Annotated in this window: 15 protein-coding genes, 1 tRNA gene and 2 pseudogenes; 9 read left to right on the top strand and 9 right to left on the bottom strand. The window is 57.3% G+C overall.

The window, feature by feature from the left end; all coding sequences use genetic code 11:
- Positions 1–9 precede the first annotated feature (9 nt).
- Complete coding sequence (locus AN476_RS11565) at positions 10–2,382, top strand: DUF1989 domain-containing protein (protein ID WP_054461736.1); 2,373 nt, start codon at positions 10–12, stop codon at positions 2,380–2,382.
- 57 nt (positions 2,383–2,439) lie between these two features.
- Positions 2,440–3,444 (top strand): GlxA family transcriptional regulator, encoded by a 1,005-nt coding sequence (locus tag AN476_RS11560; RefSeq protein ID WP_054461735.1) that lies wholly within the window; start codon positions 2,440–2,442, stop codon positions 3,442–3,444.
- Positions 3,445–3,459: 15 nt separating this feature from the next.
- Here the strand turns inward: AN476_RS11560 and AN476_RS23560 are convergent.
- From AN476_RS23560 to AN476_RS11530, 7 genes and pseudogenes are all read right to left on the bottom strand, one after another.
- Positions 3,460–3,576: pseudogene (locus tag AN476_RS23560) on the bottom strand (hypothetical protein); the annotation flags it as partial.
- Between the two features lie 255 nt (positions 3,577–3,831).
- Complete coding sequence (locus AN476_RS11555) at positions 3,832–4,809, bottom strand: CoA ester lyase (protein ID WP_054461734.1); 978 nt, start codon at positions 4,807–4,809, stop codon at positions 3,832–3,834.
- Positions 4,810–4,874: 65 nt separating this feature from the next.
- A complete protein-coding gene (locus AN476_RS11550; RefSeq protein WP_054461733.1) occupies positions 4,875–7,505 on the bottom strand; it encodes a phosphoenolpyruvate carboxylase in 2,631 nt (876 codons plus the stop codon).
- Entirely contained in the window at positions 7,505–8,476 is a 972-nt protein-coding gene (locus tag AN476_RS11545; RefSeq protein WP_054461732.1) for a D-glycerate dehydrogenase, read from the bottom strand. The genes AN476_RS11550 and AN476_RS11545 overlap by 1 nt, the downstream gene beginning before the upstream one ends.
- Positions 8,476–9,366, bottom strand: coding sequence for a succinate--CoA ligase subunit alpha (gene sucD, locus AN476_RS11540; protein ID WP_054461731.1), 891 nt, complete (start codon positions 9,364–9,366; stop codon positions 8,476–8,478). Before sucD ends, AN476_RS11545 begins: the two co-directional genes overlap by 1 nt.
- Positions 9,363–10,562, bottom strand: a complete 1,200-nt coding sequence (locus AN476_RS11535) for a malate--CoA ligase subunit beta (RefSeq protein ID WP_054461730.1) — start codon at positions 10,560–10,562, stop codon at positions 9,363–9,365. The genes sucD and AN476_RS11535 overlap by 4 nt, the downstream gene beginning before the upstream one ends.
- Before the next feature lie 28 nt (positions 10,563–10,590).
- Positions 10,591–11,832, bottom strand: a complete 1,242-nt coding sequence (locus AN476_RS11530) for an alanine--glyoxylate aminotransferase family protein (protein ID WP_054461729.1) — start codon at positions 11,830–11,832, stop codon at positions 10,591–10,593.
- Positions 11,833–12,050: 218 nt separating this feature from the next.
- Here AN476_RS11530 and AN476_RS11525 point away from each other — a divergent pair, with 218 nt between their 5' ends.
- The 4 genes and pseudogenes from AN476_RS11525 (at position 12,051) to AN476_RS11510 (ending at position 14,855) form a co-directional block, all read left to right on the top strand.
- Entirely contained in the window at positions 12,051–12,695 is a 645-nt protein-coding gene (locus AN476_RS11525; protein WP_253279888.1) for a response regulator transcription factor, read from the top strand.
- Between the two features lie 172 nt (positions 12,696–12,867).
- Positions 12,868–13,625, top strand: a protein-coding gene (locus AN476_RS22440) for an IS5 family transposase (RefSeq protein ID WP_157063745.1) whose coding sequence is annotated in 2 segments (ribosomal slippage) — positions 12,868–13,204 and positions 13,204–13,625 — 759 coding nt in all. Because the reading frame shifts where the segments join, the coding sequence is not laid out codon by codon here.
- A gap of 124 nt (positions 13,626–13,749) precedes the next feature.
- A pseudogene (locus tag AN476_RS22435) lies at positions 13,750–14,034 on the top strand (integrase core domain-containing protein); the annotation flags it as partial.
- Between the two features lie 275 nt (positions 14,035–14,309).
- Positions 14,310–14,855 (top strand): YaeQ family protein, encoded by a 546-nt coding sequence (locus AN476_RS11510; RefSeq protein WP_054461728.1) that lies wholly within the window; start codon positions 14,310–14,312, stop codon positions 14,853–14,855.
- 125 nt (positions 14,856–14,980) lie between these two features.
- Here the strand turns inward: AN476_RS11510 and AN476_RS11505 are convergent, their stop codons facing one another.
- Positions 14,981–16,603: a thiamine pyrophosphate-binding protein gene (locus AN476_RS11505; RefSeq protein WP_054461727.1), complete on the bottom strand. Its 1,623-nt coding sequence runs from the start codon at positions 16,601–16,603 to the stop codon at positions 14,981–14,983.
- Positions 16,604–16,639: 36 nt separating this feature from the next.
- Between AN476_RS11505 and AN476_RS22875 the strand changes: the two genes are divergently transcribed.
- Positions 16,640–16,843, top strand: a complete 204-nt coding sequence (locus AN476_RS22875; RefSeq protein ID WP_157063744.1) for a hypothetical protein — start codon at positions 16,640–16,642, stop codon at positions 16,841–16,843.
- Positions 16,844–17,002: 159 nt separating this feature from the next.
- Positions 17,003–17,076, top strand: a tRNA-Gly gene (locus AN476_RS11500).
- Between the two features lie 556 nt (positions 17,077–17,632).
- Here AN476_RS11500 and AN476_RS11495 read toward each other — a convergent pair.
- Positions 17,633–19,972: a methyl-accepting chemotaxis protein gene (locus AN476_RS11495; RefSeq protein WP_054461726.1), complete on the bottom strand. Its 2,340-nt coding sequence runs from the start codon at positions 19,970–19,972 to the stop codon at positions 17,633–17,635.
- Between the two features lie 646 nt (positions 19,973–20,618).
- On the opposite strand from AN476_RS11495, the gene AN476_RS11490 reads away from it, so the two are divergent.
- Positions 20,619–22,418, top strand: coding sequence for an ABC transporter transmembrane domain-containing protein (locus AN476_RS11490; protein ID WP_054461725.1), 1,800 nt, complete (start codon positions 20,619–20,621; stop codon positions 22,416–22,418).
- The last annotated feature ends 28 nt before the right edge of the window (positions 22,419–22,446 follow it).

Below are 22,446 nucleotides of genomic sequence, written 5' to 3'. Positions count from 1 at the left end.
GATCAGAAAATGAACGTGCAACCGATCTTTGAAGCTCCCTTTGAGCGGCGCGGCGTGCTGGCCCCTGGCCTGCCCATCCTGCCCCACGGGGTAGAGCGCCACCCGGTTCCGGGCGCAGGCTCCCGCGCTATCGCCATTGCAAAGGGGGATCAGATCACCCTTTTGGACCGCGACGGCATGCAGAAGGCAGAGGTGGTCTGTTTTGCCCCGGACCGCAGCTCGCGCGCCGGATATCTGGGCGCTGCAGGGCAGGGGCGGCCTGATGGGATCATCGCCACCCTGGCCAATGGCTCCCGCTCTGGCCGCAAGGTATTGCGGGCGCTGGAACAGGCTGGGTTCGACATCGGTCAAGGGGATGCCATCCGTGCCTTTGAAGAAGGCTCACAGGCCGGCGACATGGTGACCTTCTCCGCTGAGGTCGATGGCCTTTTGATTGTGGCGGCCCCGGGCGCGCCGATGCGTCCCGAAGAGCAGAACCCGCCAACAGACATCATTCTCTATGTGAAACGCGCCGCACGCGGGCGGGAGAAGCCGGATATCATTGCCCCGGAGCCGCTGTCGGACCCCTTGCAGGACTACAATATTTTGCCGGGCAATGCCCAAAGCTATGAGGTTAAGGCGGGCGAGTACATCCAGATTCTAGACGTTAAGGGCCGCGAATGCTCGGATTTTCAGGCCTTCAGCCTGCGCGCCCTGGACAAAGGGGTGGAGCGGGAAATCGATCCGACCACGACCCGCAGTCTGATGGGCAACCTCTATCCGACGCCGGGGGTATTTTCCAAATACTGGTCGGTGGATCAGGAGCCCCTGGTCGAGATCGTGCAGGATACCTGCGGGCGGCACGATACCTTCGGGCTTGCCTGTACCGCCCGCTACTATGAGGACCTCGGCTATCCCGGCCACATCAACTGCTCGGACAATATCAACCAAGATCTGGCACAATACGACATCAAGCCGCGCGGCGGCTGGCCGGCCATCAACTTCTTTTTCAACACCCTGCTGGACGAGACCAATTCGATCGGCATGGACGATCCCTGGTCCCGTCCCGGCGACTATGTGCTGTTGCGCGCGCTCACTGATCTGGTCTGCGTCAGCACCGCCTGTCCCTGCGACATCGACCCGGCCAATGGCTGGAACCCAACGGACATACAAGTCCGCACCTACAAGGCGGGGGAAGATTTCTCCCGCTCCATTGGCTACAGAAAATCTGCGGAGGCGGATGTGGAAGAAACTAAGAAAACCGCGTTTCATGAGTGTTTTGCGCGCCATACCCGCGATTTCATCGAATACAATGGCTATTGGCTGCCCAATACAATGACCAACCACGGTGCCATCGCCGAATACTGGGCCTGCCGCGACAAGGTGGCGGTGATGGATCTGAGCCCGCTGCGCAAATATGAGGTGACAGGCCCCGATGCCGAAGAGCTGATGCAGCTCTGTGTGACCCGCAACATGAAAAAGCTGAGTGTGGGACAGGTGGTCTATACCGCCATGTGCTATGAACACGGCGGCATGATTGACGATGGTACCGTCTACCGGCTGGGTGAGACCAATTTCCGCTGGATCGGCGGCAATGACACCAGTGGTCTTTGGCTGCAGGAGCAGGCGCGCAAACTCGGCCTCAATGTCTGGGTGCGCAACTCGACGGATCAGCTGCATAATATCGCGGTGCAGGGTCGCCATAGCCGCGAGATCCTCAGCCGTATCTTATGGACCCCACCTCAGCAGCCCACCATTGGTGAACTGCCCTGGTTCCGGCTGGCCGTGGCGCGAGTGGGGGGCGTTTCCGGCACCTCGGTGGTGATCTCGCGCACCGGCTACTCTGGTGAGCTAGGCTATGAGATCTTTTGCCATCCCAAGGACGCGGTGGAGATCTTTGACAGGGTCTGGGAAGAGGGTCAGGAGTTCGGCATCACCCCGCTGGGGCTGGAAGCGCTGGATATGCTGCGTATCGAAGGCGGGCTGATCTTTTCCGGCTCAGAGTTTGACGACCAGACCGACCCCTTTGAAGCGGGCATCGGCTTCACGGTGCCGCTGAAGTCCAAGGAAGATGACTTTATCGGCCGTGCTGCCATTGAAGAGCGCAAGGCGCATCCGCACCGCAAACTCGTGGGCTTTGAGGTCGAAGGCGGCACAATTCCGGCGCCTGGCGATTGCATCCGCATTGGGCGCGCGCAGGTGGGCGAAATCACCAGTGCGATGAAATCCCCCATCCTGGGGAAGGTCATCGCTCTGGGCCGGGTCGCTACTACGCATGCGGAGATCGGAACGGAACTTGAAATCGGCCAGCTCGACGGGCAGCAAAAGCGGCTGCGTGCAAAGATCGTGCCCTTTCCGCATTTTGATCCACGAAAAGAGCGGGTGAAAGGCAATTACGAGTAGCAAATCCCAAGAAACCCTTGAGAAGACCGAGCAGAGGATAGCGAGAAGGAGACAGAGATGAGAGAAGAAAAACCCCCTATGTCATTGGGCCTCTTGATCTTTCCTGGCTTTCCCATGGCTGCACTGTCCTCCTTTGTAGAACCCTTACGCGCGGCAAATGAAATCACCGGAAGAGAGGCATTTCGGTGGCTTATTGTCTCTGAAAAGGACGAGCCGGTGACTTCTTCTGCTGGTGTTCCGATCATGCCGGACGCATCTCTGTCAGACGTGGGCGCTTTGGATCACCTTTTTTTCGCTTCTGGCCCCAAGGCTCGGTTTCTAAAACCGGCTCGGTCTCATGCGGCCCTTCAGCGGATTCTGCGACAGGGAACGCGCCTAGGTGCGATCAGTGGAGGTGTATTTCCTTTGGTGCGGACTGGCCTGCAAAAGGCGCAGCCTATGTCCGTTCACTGGTGTTACACAGCGGCCTTTCAGGCAGAATTTCCATATGTGCCAGTAGAAAGCAGCGTCATCTGTCAATCTGATGATTTTACAAGCATTTCTGGCGCGTTGGCAGCCTTCGATCATATGCTTTCCTTAGTTGGAGAGCATCTGGGCCCAGAAGTTATGGCGGAAGCTGCTTGTTGGTTTCAACATCCATTTGTGCGTAGCCCCACCTTTCCACAAAAACAGCCCGCATTGGCCACGGCCAAAAGCCAGGACCTTTTGCCAAAACAGGTTGATCACGCGATCCGCTACTTTGCCGAGAACATCGAAAACCCGGTATCAATGACCAAAGTCGCCCGAGCGATTGGCATTTCCACCAGAAATCTTGAACGCAGCTTCAAAGAGGCAACTGGCCAAAGCCCTTTGCAGTATTATCGCAAGATGCGCATGAAACAGGCTCGCCAACTTGTTCTTTTTACCAATGATTCTATTGCACAAGTGGCAATCATGGTCGGGTATTCTTCGTCTGGCACATTCCGCCGACATTACCGTGAAGCCTTTGGCGCGACACCAAGAGACGAACGAAAAGCGCAAGACAGTTTCCGTGTAGAATTTGAGGATTGCCAGCCATCTTGATTGATGGCTTGGCAACGAAACGACTGTCCCGATCCCCGGAGCGAACAGAGCAATGACCTGATCCTGTTCTCTTGCTTCAGACAACAGCTCTATAATCTGGCGCCCCGCCTGCAGCCCGTCTTCGTTCGGGATCGGATGTCGGATTGGGTAACGGCTATGGCTGTGTGGCCCCCACGGATGTGCCGCAAGGCTTCTCGCAACATCGCGGGGGCAGCTTTCCCAACCGCAATCACAATACTGCGCCCTGCTTTTTTGCGGGGGGGGAGAAGGGGCAAGTGATCAGTTTATTACGCAGAGCAAGCGCAGGATCTGCAGCTGCAACGGCTTCCGCAAAGATGGCCTTTGCATCGGTGCGTTTTATGTCCAGCGCTTGCTCCGTCACCGGATTCAGGCCGCTGCGATCTGACGCGCTTTTTCGACCATGACTTCGGCTTGTCGGATCGAAGCATAATCGATCAGGCGTCCGTCCAGCGAAACCGCGCCTTTTCCTGCCGCTTCGGCCTCGGCCATTGCCTCAAGAATGCGTTGAGCCTTGGTGACTTCTGCATCCCCCGGCGACATGACTTCGTTTGCCAGTGCAATCTGGCTGGGATGGATCGCCCATTTTCCTTCGCACCCCAGAACCGCAGCCCGTTTTGTGGCAGCTTTGTAACCTTCGGGATCCTGAAAATCACCAAAGGGCCCATCAATGGGACGTAGCCCGTTGGCGCGTGCTGCGACCACCATCCGGGCAAGGGCATAGTGCCACATATCGCCCCAATGGGTCATCCGCCCACCCTCTGCGTCAGCGTCCGTCAGCACCGAATAGTCCGGATTTACCCCGCCAATGATGGTCGTGCGCGCACGCGTAGAGGCGGCATAGTCGGCCACACCAAAATGCAGGCTTTCATTGCGCTTTGAGGCCGCTGCGATTTCACTGACATTCTGCATGCCAAGTGCGGTTTCAACGATATGCTCAAAGCCGATACGTTTGTCATAGCCTTTGGCATCTTCGATCTGGGTCACCATCATGTCGACGGCATAGACATCCGCAGCCGTGCCAACCTTGGGGATCATGATCAAGTCCAGCCGTTTGCCAGCCTGTTCGACCACATCCACCACGTCACGATACATGTAATGAGTGTCCAGCCCGTTGATCCGCACCGACATGGTTTTGCTGCCCCAGTCGATGTCATTCAGGGCTTCGATGATGTTCTTGCGCGCCTGTTCCTTTTCATCAGGCGCGACCGCATCTTCGAGATCAAGGAAAATGACATCCACATCCGATTGCGCGGCCTTTTCAAACATTCCGGGCTGGCTGCCGGGCACCGCCAATTCGCTGCGGTTCAGCCGGGCTGGGGCTTGGTCAATGGGGTGAAAACTCATGGGGTTGGCTCCTTCGTCTTACAGGTTCGGGAAAAGAGGGAAAAGTTCACAAGGCTGAAAAAGGGTTAACCGGTCCAGCCAAGGCCAGCGGAAATGGCGTTCATGGATTGCAGCAGGGGAACGGGCACAGTTGCGACCTGCGGATCCTGTCTTGCCTGTCGTAGCAGGTCGATCTGCAGGGCATGAATGCGGGCCAGTTCATCGCGTTTGCGATCAAAACGCTCGCACAGGCGGGGGAAGCGATGCCCTATGGGTTGACCGCCGGTCAGAAACTGCACCGCCTTGCATGCGCTGTCGTATTCCGCCTGAATATTCAGCGACACGCTGCGGCAGATTTCACTGTCATCCACCAGTTCACTGTATTGCGCTGCGATGCCCATATCGGCCTGATACAGCGACTTTTCCATCTCATCGACAGCCAGGCGGAACAGGTGCGAATGCTGAAACATCCCCTGCAAGACATCATCACCATGCGTGCCTCGGAACTTGCGAAAGCTGGCCATCGCAGCGCCAAACCCATACCAGCCGGTGATCAGGTGGCGGTTCTGTGACCAGGCAAAGACCCAAGGGATAGCCCGCAGATCCTCCAGACTGGCGGCGCCAAAACGGCGGGTCGGGCGAGAGCCGATTTTCAGCCGAGCCAGCTCTTCCACTGGGCTGGCCTGCTGGAAGTATTCGAGAAATTCAGGCCTCTGCAAAAGGGAGACATAGGCCGTCTGCGACAGCTCTGACAGGGCATCCAGCGCATCATCAAACTCGGGACAGGCAGGGGTTTTGCACGGGCTGGCAGTATGGCGCAGAGTGCTAGAGAGGAGCAGTTCCAGATGCGCGGCGGCGGTGCCACGATTGGCATATTTGGCCGACACAACCTCGCCCTGTTCCGTAACCCGCAGCTGCCCGGCAATTGTGCCACTGGGTTGGGCGGCGATGGCGCGCCCGGTGGGGGCACCGCCCCGGCTGACCGAGCCCCCGCTGCCATGGAAAAACCGGGGCTTGAAACCCTGCGAAGCCAGCGCGGTCATGATCCGCCGTTGCGCGCGCTCCAACTCCCAAGTCGAGCAGAAATAGCCCCCATCCTTGCCGCTGTCTGAATAACCCAGCATCACCTCGATCACATTGCCCTCGGTCTTCAGGCTGCGACGGGCCAGGGGAACATCTAGTACAGCCAGCAGGATCGCGGGGGCATTGCGCAGATCGGCAATTGTCTCAAAGAGGGGAACCACAGAGAAATCAAGTGTCTCAGCCCCAAGCCCGGCGTAGCGGGCCAAGAGGTAGACACCAAGAATATCATCGGCTGAGCGCGTCATCGACAGGATAAATGGCCCGACAGCGCGTGGATCTGGCCCAGATCGAACGCTATGAACCAGGGTCAAAAGGTCAAGCAATTCCTGGGCCTGATCGCTGAGCGTCTCACGCTCTTGATAGGGCAGGTTCTGATCCACCAATTCCCGACGCAAACGCCCGGACCATTCCGGGGTGCCATATTCCGGCGCCTGGCCGGATTGCGACCAGATCTCGGCCAAGACCACGGTTGTGACGGTCGAGTTCTGGCGAATGTCCAGTGTCGTGCAGCGAAAGCCAAAGACCGCAGCGGCTCGGCGGAGGGGGCGGATATGTCGACGGGCCAGAAGATCTGCGTTGACCGCACATAAAGCGGCATCAAGGCTGTCCAGATCACCCAGGAATTGCGCAATGTGATCATAACCGTCATTGCTCAGCCTATGACCTATGGCATTCAAAGCCTGCCGGAAGGGTTCATTCTGGTTCCGACACGCATCAGGTGCCGCGTCAATGATGCCATGCAGGCGCGCCCGGTCTGTTTCAGGCAGCGGCAGTATGAGGGCACTGATGCTCAACCTGCCGGCAGCCTGAACAAGCGCCTGTTGATACAGATCCAACACTGTTTCGCGCCCGCGCTTCAAGGCCTGCGCAGTCATTTCGGTGGTAACATTCGGATTGCCGTCCCGGTCGCCCCCGATCCAGCTGTGAAAACGAATGTCGGGAGTTTTGGTCAAAACCTGCCCAAGCACATGCAGACAAGCCTGATCAAAACGTTCCATGACCTGAGGAACAGCGTCAAAGATCGCATCGCGAAAGAACTGCAGTCCCCATTCGATCTCGTCCTTCAGGCTGGGGCGTGACAGGCGCAGCTCCCCCGTCAGCCACAACAGATCGATTTCACCTTCCAGAGCATTTAACAGTTCTACGCGTTCGGTCGGAGTCCAGCGCTGGGATTCAAGACCAACCAGATTGCGATAAATCCGGCGGTGAATTTCTAGCACGGTCACCCGCTTGGCCTCGGTCGGATGTGCGGTCAGAGTCGGGCCAACGCATAGCGGTGCGGTCAGGTCTTCTGTCTGAGTGACCGATAGGGACAGATCAGACAGAACCTTGGCAAACCCACCTTCGACGGCTTCGGCACCGTTTTGGGTTTCACTCAGGCGGCGGTTCCGCACCTCGGCGTTTTCGTCAACGATGCGCAGCAGCTGGAACCAGATCGACAGGGCCTGCAGATAGGGGGTTGCCTCGGGCCCCGTCGGGATCGGCGGCAATGGCCTGGCCTCAGCCCATGTCTCCACATGAGGCGCCCGCTTCAGCAGGATATTCCGCCATAGGGCGCGCAGTTCTGCACGCAACCCTTCGGCATAGCCTGATGGGTCGGAAGGGGACTGAAGGGACCGGGCCAGCGCTTGCATCAGATCACCTGATCCCGCGGGGCGCGGCCTGCAAAAAAGTCACTCAGGTTATCCAGAACACGAAACCCCATCGCCTCACGGGATTCACGGGTGGCGCTGCCTAGATGTGGCAACATCACAAGGTTGTCGCTGTGCATCAGATCCGGGCTGATCCGGGGTTCGCCATCAAAGACGTCCAGAGCGGCTCCACCGATGACATCAAACATTAGCGCCTGAATTAGGGCGTGCTCATCCACAATCTCACCACGTGCGGTATTGATCAGAAAGGCGTCCGGTTTCATCAGATCGAAGCGGCGAGAATTGATCAGATGCCGGTTGGCGGCACCGCCTGGACAGTGCAGCGAAACAAAATCACAGTGCGGCAACAGGTCATCAACCGTTTCCACCTGCGTTGCATTGTATTGATGCAGAACATCCGGCGAAATCCGGCTGCGGTTTTGGACCAGAATCTTCATGCCAAAGCCGTGATGCGCGCGCCGTGCCATTTCCTGACCGATGCGGCCAAAGCCGATGATACCTAGCGTTTTACAGCTGACCTTTGTGCCCACTAGATGGGTCGGACGCCAGCCAGACCAGTCTCCCGCGCGCAGCTCACGCTCCCCTTCGCCAGCACGGCGGGCTGCCATCAAGAGCAGTGTCATGGCCAGATCCGCTGTGCATTCGGACAGGACGTCGGGTGTGTTGGTCACGGTCATGCCAAGATTGCGAGCGGATGGCTCGCAAATATGGCTATATCCCACACCATAATTGGCAAGGATCTTGGTCTGAGCTGCGGGTACATCCAGCGCCTCGGAGCTGAGGCTGTCCGTGACCGTGGGCAGCACCGCGTCATAGCGTTTCAGCGCTTCGCGTATCTCGGCCGGGGACATCGGTTTGTCCCCGGTATTGAGCACGGTATTGTAGGTTTCAGCCAGCTGAGCTTCGACTGCAGCAGGCCAGCGACGGGTGACAAAAACGGAAGGTTTGACCATCACGCAGCCTTTCCCATAACCCGTGCAATCGTTTCACCGATGACTGCGGGATTTTCGGCCACGGTCACACCGGCGGCTGACAGGATTTCAACTTTTTCGGAGGCGCTTTCACCAAATGCTGAAATGATTGCGCCGGCATGGCCCATGGTCCGGCCCTTGGGGGCGGTCAGACCAGCCACATAGGCAATCACCGGTTTGGTGATGTGATCGCGGATGAACTCTGCCGCCTCAGCTTCCTGAGGACCCCCAATTTCGCCAATCATGGCGATCACTTCGGTGTCGTCATCATTCTCGAAACGTTCGAGAACATCACGGAAGGATGAGCCGTTGATCGGATCCCCTCCGATGCCGACACTGGTGGAAACACCAATGCCGCGCTCTTTCAGCTGTGCTGCGGCCTCATAGCCCAGCGTGCCTGACCGACCAATGATGCCGACATTGCCAGGCAGGTAGATATGGCCGGGCATGATCCCCAGCAAGGCCTTGCCGGGGCTGATAGTTCCGGCACAGTTCGGCCCGGTCAGCACCATACGCTTGTCCTTGGGGTAGCGGTACATGTAGCGTTTGACGCGGATCATGTCCTGCGCGGGGATACCATCCGTGATGCAGACACAATACCTGATACCGGCATCTGCGGCCTCCATGATTGAATCTGCGGCAAAGGGCGGCGGCACAAAAACAAGGCTGGCATCGGCCCCGGTGGCTTCGACAGCCTGCTTGACGGTATCAAAAACAGGCACGCCCTCTACGGTTTCGCCACCCTTTCCAGGGACTACGCCGCCGACGACATTGGTGCCATATGCCAGCATGTCCTTGGTGTGGAACCGGGCCATGCGTCCGGTGATGCCCTGAACGATAACGCGGGAGTCGCGGTCAAGAAGAATGCTCACTGTACAGCCCTCACTTTGGTATTTTGGGTCAGGTCGCGCTGCCAGGCGCCCACAGCGCGTTCTGCGGCTTCCATTAGAGTTGTGGCGCGAATGATCGGCAGACCTGATTTGGCCAGAATTTTCTGGCCTTCCTCAACATTGGTCCCGGCCAGACGCACAATGACCGGAATGTCGATTTCCAGTTCGCGCAGGGCCTGGACAACGCCTTCGGCAACCCAGTCACAGCGGTTGATGCCAGCGAAGATGTTGACCAGTACGGCCTGCACATTCTTGTCCGACAACACCAGACGAAAGGCCTTTGCCACGCGTTCCGGTGAGGCTCCGCCGCCAATATCAAGGAAATTCGCAGGTTCGCCACCAGCCAGTTTGATGGTGTCCATTGTGGCCATTGCCAGACCGGCACCGTTGACGATACAGCCGATGTTTCCATCTAGCCCCACATAGGACAACCCCCGGTCGGCAGCACGGCTTTCGCGTGGGTCTTCCTGGCTTTTGTCACGCAACTCTGCGATCTGCGGGTGACGGAACAGAGCGTTGTCGTCAAAGCTCATCTTGGCATCCAGCGCCAGAACTCGGTCGTCCCCGGTGATGACCAGCGGGTTGATTTCAACCATGGTTGCATCCAGTTCGCTGAAGGCTGCGTAACAGCCCTGCAGCGTCCGCACCATCTGCTGCACCAGCCGGGGTTCCAGCCCCAGATCAAAGGCGATTTCACGGGCCTGAAACTCCTGCAGGCCAACCGCAGGTTCCACGATGGAACGTACGATACTGTCGGGGCGTTCTGCGGAAATCTCTTCGATCTCCATACCCCCCTCAGAGGAGGCTACAATCATCACACGCTGGCTGGAGCGATCCAGCACGAAGCCCAGATAAATCTCGCGGTCAATCGGCACGGCGGATTCGACATAGACGCGATAGATGCCTTTGCCTTCCGGGCCGGTCTGATGGGTCACCAGCTTGCGTCCGAACAGGTTGTCGCAGGCCTCATGAATCTCATTCTCACTGTTGCACAGCTTTACGCCACCGGCTTTGCCGCGGCCGCCTGCATGAACCTGAGCTTTGACAATCCACCGATCACCGCCCAGCTCTCGCGCACGATAGGCGGCCTGTTCCGGGCTGTAGGCAAGCGCCCCAGATGGTATGGCAACGCCGAAATTCGAAAGAACCTCTTTTGCCTGATACTCATGAATATCCATCTGCAATCCTTTCGTTTTTGCAGTGCGTTCAAGCCGCGATCGATGTGCCGTAGCGGCTTTCGAGCAGGGCCTCGATCTCTTCCATATCGACCGTGCCCCCCAGTTCGCTGATGGCTTCGGAAAACAGTCGGATGATCTGGCTGATGGCATGGCGGTTCAGCTGGTTGAGGATGCCAATGCGGACCTGAACCGGGGCGCTAAGTGTCGGCCAGATGCCAAACTCACGGGCGCGGCAGTTCTGCACCAGCTCCATCTCGCGGCCTGCCAGATCTGCTGGCAGATTGAGCACCAGCAGACTAGGCATGTCCGAGGTCACCTCGCAGCCCATCGCAGTTACGGCGTCACGCAGGATCTTTTCGTGGGTGCGATAGGCGGCGGACCGCTTTGCCAGCCCTTCTGCCAGCGTGAGACGAAGAGACTCGTGGAAAGCGGCAACGGCATAGCCGGAATGGGTCCGGTGATAGGTGCCGCGTTCAACATCCGCACCATCCACAATGCCCCAGTGGCGAGCCTCGAAGATTGGGTTGTGGACATAGCTGTAGGCGCCTGTTGCCTTCAGGCTGTTCATGTAAGCGTCGGTAAAACTGACGGGCGCATAGGTCAGAGGCAGACAACACAGGCCTTTTTGCGGACAGGATGCCCAGCCAGCGATACCGGGGTAGTCGTCGATGCGGAAATCTTCGACACCCAGCGAGGAGACTGCATCGGTCAGCCCCATTGCGCCATGACGTTCACAGGCATCGGAGAAGCCCCGCAGATCGTTGATGCGTCCTGATCCCGTTTCCCAATGCGCCATGAAGGCCCATTTGGGCTTATGTTCCGCCAGAGCGGCCTCGACCATGTCGCCGGTTACGGATTGTCCATGTGGGACATCAATCACGATGACGCTGGCGGCCTGCGGGTTCAGGGGGGCGGTGGCGTGCTCTTCTGGAGTTGCGGCCTTGATCCTGAGGGTGAGCGTGTCGATGCCGGAAAAGGTGCCATTGTTGAAAGCAACGACCTTGTCACCCGGCATGACAGCAGAGAACATGGTGTCCAGCGCGCTCCAGCCGGTGCCGGCAACCGCAAAGGTATATGTGTTCGAGGTGCCCCAGATTTCGCGCAGCATGAGCTTACATTCGACCATGCCGCGTAGAACGTCACCCTGCATGTGATCCGCCACACCTGCGCTGGAAAACGCCTGCAGAACACGGGCATCAGTATTGCCCGGCCCCGGCCCGGCCGCCAGCGTCTCGGGAATTTCGAGGGTGGGGTAAATTTGGAACGTCATTTGATCCTCCTTGGTCGTCGGGGTGGTTCACCACGCCCATTTATCGTGTTGAGGATCACAAAAGCGCCGCTTGCAGCATTGCACAACGTAACTTAATACTGCTTTGGGGCTTCTAATATGGTAGCAAAATACCTACCTGTTTGGGCTAGAATACCGCAGTATACCGAGTATATCGCCACCCAAATGGGTAGTATTTTTGAAATTCGGGTGTAAAATCAATGTCAGGACCTTCGCCGCAATCGATTGATGTCATGCTTGCCGATAACAACCCCTTGGTCTTGTCGGCGATGTCAGAAATTTTTGAACGGGATCCACGATTCTCTCTGGTGGCCACCTCTTCAACGGCCGAAGGCTTCCTGGGGGCGGTGATGCGCGTTCCGGTGCAGGTTTGCGTGATCTCTTGGAACCTGCCTGTTCTTGGAGCCGCCAAGCTGATTGAAGTTCTGCGGGAACAGGAAAACAAGCCTCGGTTTGTCGTTTACGGTGACGAGGTTGGCGATATCCCACGTCTTGCAATGCAGGCAGGAGCTGCGGGGTTTGCCTCCCGGTCGGGTGAGGTCGAGGGGTTGCTGGAAACCTGCGCAGACGTGGCCGCGGGCAAGATGGTGTTTCCCTTCATCGACGTGCGTAAGATGCAGCAGGATCCAATTAATAGCCTGTCCCGCAAAGAGCGGGTCATCCTTGAGGCGCTGTCAAAGGGGTTGTCAAATCGTGAGCTTTCAAAGGAGTTGCTGATTTCGACAAACACGGTCAAGTTTCACCTGTCCAATATCTACGAGAAGCTCTCTGTCAGAAACCGGGCCCAAGCAATCGCCTACTATTACTCAGCGCAGCTGGACGCAAAAATAATAGGTGATAGTTGAGGCTGGTTGCATCTGCCAAACCCTGTTTGAGGGCAAGTTTTACCTCTTCGTAGCCATTGATCTGAATAGCCGCTACTATTTTAGACATTTTGTTCCCTAGGGTCAGGACGCATTATCCGATTGAGCTTGTCGCGTTGTTATGGTTCACGATCCCGAGTTTCGGGGGGATGTTATGAGCAACTTGTACTGGCTTACGGAGGCGCAGATGGCGCGTCTCCGGCCATTCTTTCCAAAGAGTCGAGGTCGTGCTCGCGTTGACGATCGCCGCGTTCTAAGTGGCATTATATTCATCAATCGCAATGGTTTAAGGTGGCGCGATGCACCTGCCGAGTATGGCCCACCAAAGACATTGTATAATCGCTGGAAGCGTTGGAGTGATATGGGCGTGTTTGCCCGGATCATGATGGGATTGTCTGAACAGGACCCTGACAACACAACCATCTCAATTGATGCAACATACCTCAAAGCGCATCGCACGGCCTCCAGCCTGCGATTGAAAAAGGGGGGCGCGGACGCCTGATCGGCTTGACCAAAGGGGGGATGAACACCAAATTGCACGCCATTACAGATACCATCGGCCGTCCAGTCCGCCTGTTCATTACCGCAGGCCAAGTGAGCGATTATACTGGCGCTGCGGCCTTGATGAACGGGCTGCCAAAAGCCGAATGGCTTCTCGCTGATCGAGGGTATGACGCCGATTGGTTCCGCGAAACCCTTATAGATAAGGGCACAAAGCCCTGCATCCCCGGACGCAAATCGCGCAAGACGACCATCAAGTACGACAAGCGCCGATACAAACGTCGCAACCGCATCGAAAGGATGTTCGGCAGGCTCAAAGACTGGCGACGTGTCTCAACCCGTTATGACCGCTGCCCAAAGGTCTTCCTGTCAGCAATCGCTCTCGCCGCAACAGTCATATTCTGGTTATGAGTCCTGACCCTAGTTTTGAGGCAAGGAGTCCTTTTTGGGGAAGCCAGATTTCAGTGACGATTTTAGACGTGATACTGTTCACCAGATCACGGTACGTGGATGCTCACCGCACTGCGTCCAGTCTCGCGGCGCGCCCTATCACCCTCAGGCACAAGGTAAAACCGAACGTTGGCATCAAACCTTGAAGAACCGCATCTTGTTGGAAAACTACTTCTTGCGAGGTGATCTCGAAGCCCAAAACGAAGCCTTCGTCGATAACTACAATCATCATCGCCACCACGAAAGCCGGAACAACGTCACACCGGCCGACCTCTATTTCGGACGGGAGAAAGCCATTCTACAACACCGAGAAAGGACCAAACGAAAGACGCTCGTAGCGCGCCGCTTGCATCACAGGCGACGCGCCGCACAATCAAACCAACCAGATGAGCGAGACACTCTCTTAGTTCAGGTGACCTTTAAAACCAAAAACTCTGCCGACGGACAGTTCTTAACCTCAATTTCAATTTTCTAGTGTGTTGCCTGGGTCTAGTTGGCTTCTGATCACTCGCCTGAGTACGGGTTGACTTTGATGCGACTGAAACTTTGAGCGGTTAAACGTGACGACGGGGTTGCATATGAAAGAGTTTTACTGGCAGGGCTGGGGCAGCTGAAGACAAGCGATCTTGGAGATTTGGAAAAACCATGGCGCAAAAAGCGACCATCTATAAAGTTGAGCTGTCCGTTTCCGATATGGATCGCCACTACTACGAGACCCACAGGCTGACAGTCGCTAAACACCCTTCAGAAACGGACGAGCGATTGATGGTGCGTCTGTTGGCTTTTGCTCTGAACGCTCACGAGCACCTGGAAATGACCAAGGGGCTGTCGAGCGATGACGAGCCGGACATCTGGCAAAAGAGCTTGAGCGGCGAGCTTGAACTCTGGGTTGCCCTGGGGCTTCCGAGTGAAAAGATCCTGCGCCAATCCTGTGGTAAGGCCAAAGAGGTGATCGTCTATAGCTATGGCGGCAAACCGGCGGAGATCTGGTGGGACAAGACCCGAAACAGCACCACCCGGTTTGACAATCTCAGGGTTGTCAACTTCCCGGAGACGGAAACCCAGGCCTTGGCACAGCTGGCCAATCGCTCAATGCGGCTGCAGGTGAATATCCAGGATGGAGAGGTGATGCTCAGCGCGGATGACAGCGTTGTCTATGTCACCCCCGCCAATTGGAAAGCCGAACTCTAGGGGGGCAGTTTCAATTCGGACTGCTCCTCTTTTTGCGATGTCCCCCCAGTCCCGATATCGGAAGAGGGGGGCGTTGCTTCGCTATCCTTGCAGCCGACATCTGAGGGCCGAAAGCTGAGCGGGCGTCAGATCCGCATGCGCGGCACGTCATGTGGATCAAGGTGAAGCTCGATCAGGGTTGGTCCTTTGCGGGTTTTCAACCCCGCAATGGCCTCTTCCAGATCTGTGCTGTTACGCACCTCGATGCCCTCGCCTCCCAGAGATTTGGCAATCCCGGCAAAGGAGGGCCAGTGGAACTCTGTCAGGCTGGGGTCCATCTTGCGATCCAGAAACTGGATGTGCTCGGCGCCATAGGCGGAGTCGTTGGCAACAATGACGATGAGATCCAGGCCGAGGCGCACGGCTGTGTTGAATTCGTTGATCCCCCCCATCATGAAACCACCATCGCCGCTGAACATCACGACAGGCTGATCAGGGGCCGCCAGGCCTGCGCCGATGGCCTCTTGCAGGCCCAGACCGATGGAGCCGAAATTGGCCGTTACAACAAAGCTTTGCGGGTTGGGGGCAGAGATGCGGCACCAGACCTCGGTCATAAAACGGCCGCCATCGGTGACCAGGGCCCGATCCTTTGGCAGCGCCTCTTCCAGACGTTCCAAGGCCTGAACGTAGTTCACATAGCCCTCTGCGGTTTTGTTTGATCCCAGGGGATGTGCGGTGAGCGTTTCAATGTCCAATTCGCGAGTGAAGCCGCTGGCGGCGATCTCTGCCTCGTCCAGCCAATAGAGGATTGTGTCTGCCGTCAGCCCGGAATCGGCCACCAGCGCGGCATCAGGGTGCAGCCCGCCGCCAATGGCGGTCGGCTCGATATCGACCTGAATGATGCGTTTGTCTGTCATCAGCTTGCCGCGGTCGGTGGTGAAATCATGCAGGGCGGTGCCAAAGCAAATGATGCAATCGGACTGGGCAATGAGATCATAGGCGGCGGGCGTAGATAGGGTGCCAAAGATGTCGATGTTATAGGGGTGGCCGTTGAACAGGCCTTTGGCCTTGAGCGTGGTGGCCAAAGGCGCCTCTAGACGGTCGGCCAGTTTGATCAGCTGGTCGCGGGCTGCCACGGCACCACCTCCGGCCAGGATCAGCGGGCGCCGCGCCGAGGCGATCATGCCAATGGCCTCGTCCAGAATATCACCAGGGGCGACACCGCCGGGTGCGGTGAAGACTTCCAGGACCTGGGCTTTGTGCTCGGCCTCTTGCCACATGAAATCAGCCGGCATGTTCAGGACGATTGGGCGGCGTTCGACCTGCGCCCGGTAAAAGGCCTGCGCCACATCCATGGCCACGGTTTCCGGCGCGCGCAGCTGTACAAAGCCGGCGCCGGTGGCCTTGACCACTTCGCGCTGGTCAATTCCCTGCAGGTGACGCGGATTAGCCACCGGGGTGTCCCCGGCAAGCAGCACCATCGGGATATGCCCGCGCGCGCCCTCGGTCAGGGCAGTGACACAATTGGTCAATGCCGGGCCATGGGTCACGGTCGCAACAGCAACCTTCCCTGCGACATGGGCATAGGCCAGAGCCATCAGTACAGAGCTGCCCTCATGGGCGGCCGGGACAAACCGTCCGTCGCAATCGCGTACAAAACTATCCACCATGAAAAGATTGGCGTCGCCCATCAATCCAAACATCGTATCGACCCCATGGTCGGCAGTTGCTTGGGCAATAGCTTGATAGACATGCATGTTTTTGGTCATCGGGGCTTACTCCTGTCGCGATTCCCTAGGTGATACGTGAAAACCCGTGCGCGGATTGCGCAAAAAATGGAGCGTTGGCGTAAAAAATGCGGACAATATTGCTTCATGTTCGAAACCGTGCGGAATTTCCGCGTGAAAGGTTTTTTGCCTGTGAATCCATCGCGCAACCCTCCAGCAGCAATCGCCAATCAGTTGATCCCTAACCAGTTCCGCAGCAAAGGGCTGACCGGAGGCACATAGGGATGGATTGGGCCACAGGCATGCCATCATTCTGAAGGGCTTGGCCCAGAGTTTGACGGGCAGAGTTTGGTTTCAGAAATCAATTTCGCAAGCTTTGCAAAAGTCTACGCATCTTGGCTTGACGCCCAAAAATCAATGAAATAGGTAGTGCCTCAATGAGCGGGCGTTGTGTAGTGGTAAGACCTTAGCCTTCCAAGCTAATGACGCGGGTTCGATTCCCGCCGCCCGCTCCATGGATCTCTTGAAATTGCAATTGACTGTGGCCCTATGCTACTCATGCGCTCGCTTTGTCAGTGGCTTGCGCAGCCTGCACATTGTCGATTGTTCAAGGCTGTGATTGAACATTTCCGGAAATAGGTCTGCGAATTCCACTTCGACGAAGGCCCGGCGGGCTTTTTCGTGGACCAATCACATGCATTTGTAGAGCTCACTCCCGGCCTCCACATTCGGTATAGCGGGGCCCCGTGTAGGTGGTGAGGTTGCTGGGGGGTACTCTTGATGGCCCCAAAGAGGCCGTAAATGTGATTGCATCGAAAGATGGTCTGCGTGGTGAGTTTCGGCTTGGGTTTAGCTATACTCCGATCTTCCAGCTTAGAACCTTGCTCGGGAGAGGCATCGACGATTAAGTGCCTGGCTCGTCACATCTGTTGGTATGCGCTAGCACCGACCGCAGAAGCCCAGCCTTGATCCCCGGCCAATGTGGCTACCCTAGGGAAACGGGGCTGGGCTCGTTGCAGACTGCAGCACAGCGCCAATTTGGTCTGTGCCGCAGGCCATATATGTCAGGAACTAGAAATCCTGCCAGGTGTTCGCGCCATCTGTCCCAGTTGCGGAGGGCGCGGTGTCTGGGATGTCCATATCCCAGTCCTCCGCACCATGGGCTGATGGGGCAGGGAGGGCCGTCTCAACAGCGGGGGACTTGTGGGCGGGTTGCCCTGAGATTTGAAATCTCCCCACCAGGGTGGTCAATTCGGTTGCATCGCTCTTGAGCAGATGACCTGCGGCTGTTGCTTCTTCGACCATGGCAGCATTTTGCTGGGTGACCTGGTCCAGCTGGACAACGCCGGTGTTGATTTCCCCCAACCCAGTGGATTGTTCAACCGCGCCTCTGGCAATATCGGTCACCAGCGTCGAGATATGGCCGACACGATCTACGATGCTTTGCAAAGCGGTGCCGGCCTGTCCGACCAGATCTACCCCCTGTTCAACCTGTTTGGAGCTGTCGCCGATCAAGGTTTTGATCTCCATGGCCGCGTCGGAGGACCGCTGTGCCAAAGCGCGCACCTCGGAGGCAACCACCGCAAACCCGCGCCCGGCTTCCCCTGCCCGGGCGGCTTCTACGCCTGCATTGAGCGCCAGAAGGTTGGTCTGGAACGCGATATCATCAATCACGCTGATAATCTGGGAAATATGGGTCGAAGACTGCTCAATTTCGGTCATGGCAGAAACCGCATTTTTCACCACGGTGCCGCTGACTTCGGCTTCGGCTTTGGCCTCGCCAACGATCTTTTCAACGCTGCGCGCCCCTTCGGCGGCTGATTTTACACTCGCAGTCATTTCTTCCAGTGCTGCGGCTGTTTCTTCCAGGGTTGCTGCCTGGCTTTCGGTCCGGGTCGACAGATCATCCGAGGATTGGCTGATTTCATTTGCTCCGTTTCTGATACTTGCAGCGGAATCAACCACCTTAGAAAGGGTATCATTCAGCGTCTGAACCGTTGTGTTGAAATCGGCCCGCAGCTTTTCATGCTCTCCCGTGAAAGGCTCTTCGATGTTTTTGGAGAAGTCTCCCTCTGACAGGCGCAACAGGCCAGCGCTGAGGGTTTCCACCACATGCTGCTGCTGGCGTTGCTGCTCGGCGCGCTCCTCTTCGGCGCTCCGTGCCTGTTTCAGGTCGCCCTGCATGGACACCAAGGTCTTGCCGATCTGACCAATCTCGTCGCCTCGGATCGCCTCGGTGACTTCGGTATCCAGATCTCCGGAAGAAACGGCTTCCATGCTGTGACAGATCCGGTTGATCGGCTTGGTGATGGAGCGTGCAAACAACCAGCCCAAGAGCGACATGATCAGGGTGACGCCAAGTCCAATCATCATAAGAACATTGCGCTTTTTAGCAACGGGTCCCATGATTTCGGCGACATCCTGTTCGGCGACAATCACCCAATCAGCAAAGCTCAGCTCCAGAGGTCTGGCATAGGCAACAACCTGTTTCTCGCCGAGGCCTACTGCGTCGGAGCTATAGGTGTCTTCCCCTTGCTGAGCCGCAACCACATGGTCGCTTGCGGGCAGGGGCTGCAGCACTTGGTAGCCGTCTTCAAACCGCGAGGTCGTCCGCGCAAGACCGTCCTGACCGATAATATAGATCTCGGTAGTAGCGCCTAAGCCATCTGAATTGTTGACGATCTCTCCCAGCAGGGCGACCGGGATCTGCAGGGCTGCAACGCCTTGCAGCGTGCCATTGGCATCAAAAACTGGGGTGGCAACAAAGGCGGCGGCGGCTCCAAAACTGGGCGCATAGGGTTCCATATCGGCAAAATAGACCTTGCCAGCGCGGCCCTTTGCCGCTTCGCGGAACACCACACCCAGACCGGAGTCCTTATAGGCGCCTGTGGTCAGGCTGGTGGCGTAGTCCATTTCCTTGAACACTGAATAGACAATCTCGCCGGCGGGGTTGATCAGAAAGGCATCATAATAGCCTTTGGTATCAATGATCGTCCTCAGGCCGGGGTGATAGATGCCATGGGTCTCATGATAGGTCTGATCCCCAGGGGCGCGATCAAGCAGATGCTTTTCGCCCGTCTTGTTTGGGTTGTCTTTGATGTAGGCATGGTTGAGAGTTCTTGCGGGATCGCCCAACTCGTTCCAGGCCTGGTCAAAGGCAGCCAACGCTCCGCTGGTTGCGGGGGATGCTCCGAGGGTCAATAGATCGGAATGAACGCTATTCATCAGCTGTCGCACAGCCGCCTTGCGGTCCGCGACCATCGAAGACATCTGCTGTTGCACATTCTGAAAGGCCTGGCGTTGAAAGTTTACCAGGCTGAACGCAATAAGGATCGCGCCTATTAGGGCGCTAAAGCCAACAATGAAGAGCGGGAGCTTCTTCGAGAGTTTCACCGAAATGAGATTTAACATTTATCGCTCCACAGATTTACCAGGCACGACTTACGGATGGCAGTCCAATCGTTAAGGAAGCGCAAAGAACAATCCCCGGTAGTTTTGCAAGAGCAGTGACTTGCACCCTCGGTGGCATTAAGCCTCAAAATGAGGCTTTAGGCATTCGCATAGGGAGAGTTTGACTGTCTCGTGTTCTTTAAGAGTGCATATCTTGAGGTGCAGGGGCTTCCCTTTTTGAGAGATAGGATTCGATTCGCGGCCTTGTTTTCGGAAAACTGCGGACGACGCAACGGAATCTGAGCCTGGCAGGTCAACCCGACGTGATTGCTAACCATAGGGGCGGGCGCGTTACCGGGTCCGGCATGGTTATAGGACCGGTTAAAGGGTAGCGGCCTGATGCAGGCAGAGCCTCATGAAGAGAGTCCTGAAACGGCAAAGGTCTGCGAGGGTTTGCGCGGCCCAATCCCTGTGTGACTAGATCCAGGCCTGGGGCAATCCTGTTGCGTCCTTTTGACCAAAACAGGGGTTTGGCAGGGCATGGCCCCGGTTTGTTCCGGGGAATGGCGCCAGAGTTGCTTGACCTGATGGGCTCAGGACGCCATGAACCTTTCTGGACCACGAGGGCACCAGGCCCGCGCAGGACAAACTGTTAAAAGGACCCGATATGGCGCGCAATCAGCCTGCTCCCACAACAGAAGATGAACGTGAAACCTCGCGTGACATAGGGGTAATCGGGGCCCTGTGGCCCTTTATGCGTCCCTATCGACTGTTGATGTTTGCGGCCACCTGCGCCCTGGTTTTGACCGCAGGCCTGTCTTTGACGCTGCCGCTGGCGGTGCGGCGCGTGGTGGATAATTTTCGCGTCTCCGAAAGCGCGCTGTTGAACCAGTATTTTGTGGCCGCACTTGGTATTGCTGCCATGCTGGCCCTGGGCACGGGCCTGCGCTATGCCTTGGTGACCCGGCTGGGGGAACGCGTGGTTTCGGATATCCGCAAAGCGGTTTTTGACCGCGTAATCGGCATGAGCCCGGCCTTTTTTGAAAAGATCATGACGGGTGAAGTCCTGAGCCGGATCACCACGGACACCACGCTGATTCAATCGGTGCTGGGCTCTTCGGTCTCGATTGCGCTGCGTAATCTGCTGATCTTTATCGGTGGCATGGTGCTGATGCTGTTGACCTCGGCCAAGCTCACCGGGCTCGTGCTGCTAATTGTCCCTGCCGTAATCGTGCCAATCATGGTGCTGGGGCGGCGGCTGCGGGGCATCAGCCGTGAAAACCAGGATTGGATTGCAGCCTCTTCGGGCAATGCGGGCGAAGCGCTTGGCGCCGTGCAGACGGTGCAGGCCTTTACCCATGAAAACGCCAGCCGTGCGCAGTTCTCCAAAATGACCGAAACAGCCTTTGATGTCTCGGTAAACCGGATCAGAACCCGCGCCTATTTGACCGTCATTGTGATTTTTCTGGTGTTCTCCGGCATTGTCGGTGTGCTCTGGATGGGGGCCAATGATGTGCGCGCCGGACTGATGAGCGAAGGCACATTGATCCAGTTTGTGATCTACGCGGTGTTGGTTGCGGGATCGGTGGCGGCGCTGTCGGAAATCTGGAGCGAGCTGCAACGTGCAGCAGGCGCCACCGAGCGATTGATCGAGCTGTTGAACGCCACCGATACCGTCAAGGATCCCAAGGCGGCCCAGACTCTGGCGCAGCCTGTCCGGGGCGAGATCACCTTTGAAGATGTCTCTTTTGCCTATCCCGCCCGGCCTGGCGTTCAGGCTCTGAATGAGGTGAACCTGACGGTGAAGCCTGGGGAAACGGTTGCCTTTGTCGGGCCTTCAGGCGCGGGTAAGACAACCATCATCCAGATGATCCAACGGTTTTACGACCCGGATCAGGGCGCCATTTTGTTGGATGGGGTCGCTTTGCCGGACCTGCAGCGGGATGATTTTCGCCAGCACCTGGCCATGGTGCCACAGGATCCAGTCATCTTTGCCGCATCAGCGCGCGAAAACATTCGCTTTGGCCGGCCTGAGGCAACAGATGCCGAGGTCGAAGCCGCAGCCGCCGCTGCTGCCGCGCATGAGTTTATCTCGGCGCTGCCCGAAGGCTATGACAGTTTTGTAGGGGAACGGGGCGTGATGCTGTCGGGCGGGCAGAAACAACGGATCGCCATTGCCCGCGCCATCCTGCGCGACGCACCAGTGCTGTTGCTGGACGAGGCGACCTCAGCGCTGGATGCCGAAAGCGAACGGCTGGTTCAGGCTGCTGTGGATGAGCTGAGCCAAAGCCGCACCACACTGATCGTGGCGCATCGCCTTGCAACGGTGAAGAAGGCCGACCGGATCGTGGTCATGGAGGGCGGGCAGATGGTTGCCACCGGCACCCATGATGGTCTGGTGGCCGAAGGCGGGCTTTATGCCCGTCTGGCGCGTCTTCAGTTCACCGACGGGCTGGCTGCAGAATAAGGGAATTTCAAGTGGCCCGTCTGTCGGG

The organism is Phaeobacter sp. 11ANDIMAR09 (genome assembly GCF_001294455.1).
Lineage (GTDB): Bacteria > Pseudomonadota > Alphaproteobacteria > Rhodobacterales > Rhodobacteraceae > Pseudophaeobacter.
The sequence above is the reverse complement of the archived record's forward strand: the minus strand, read 5'-3'. Positions and strand labels throughout refer to the sequence as shown.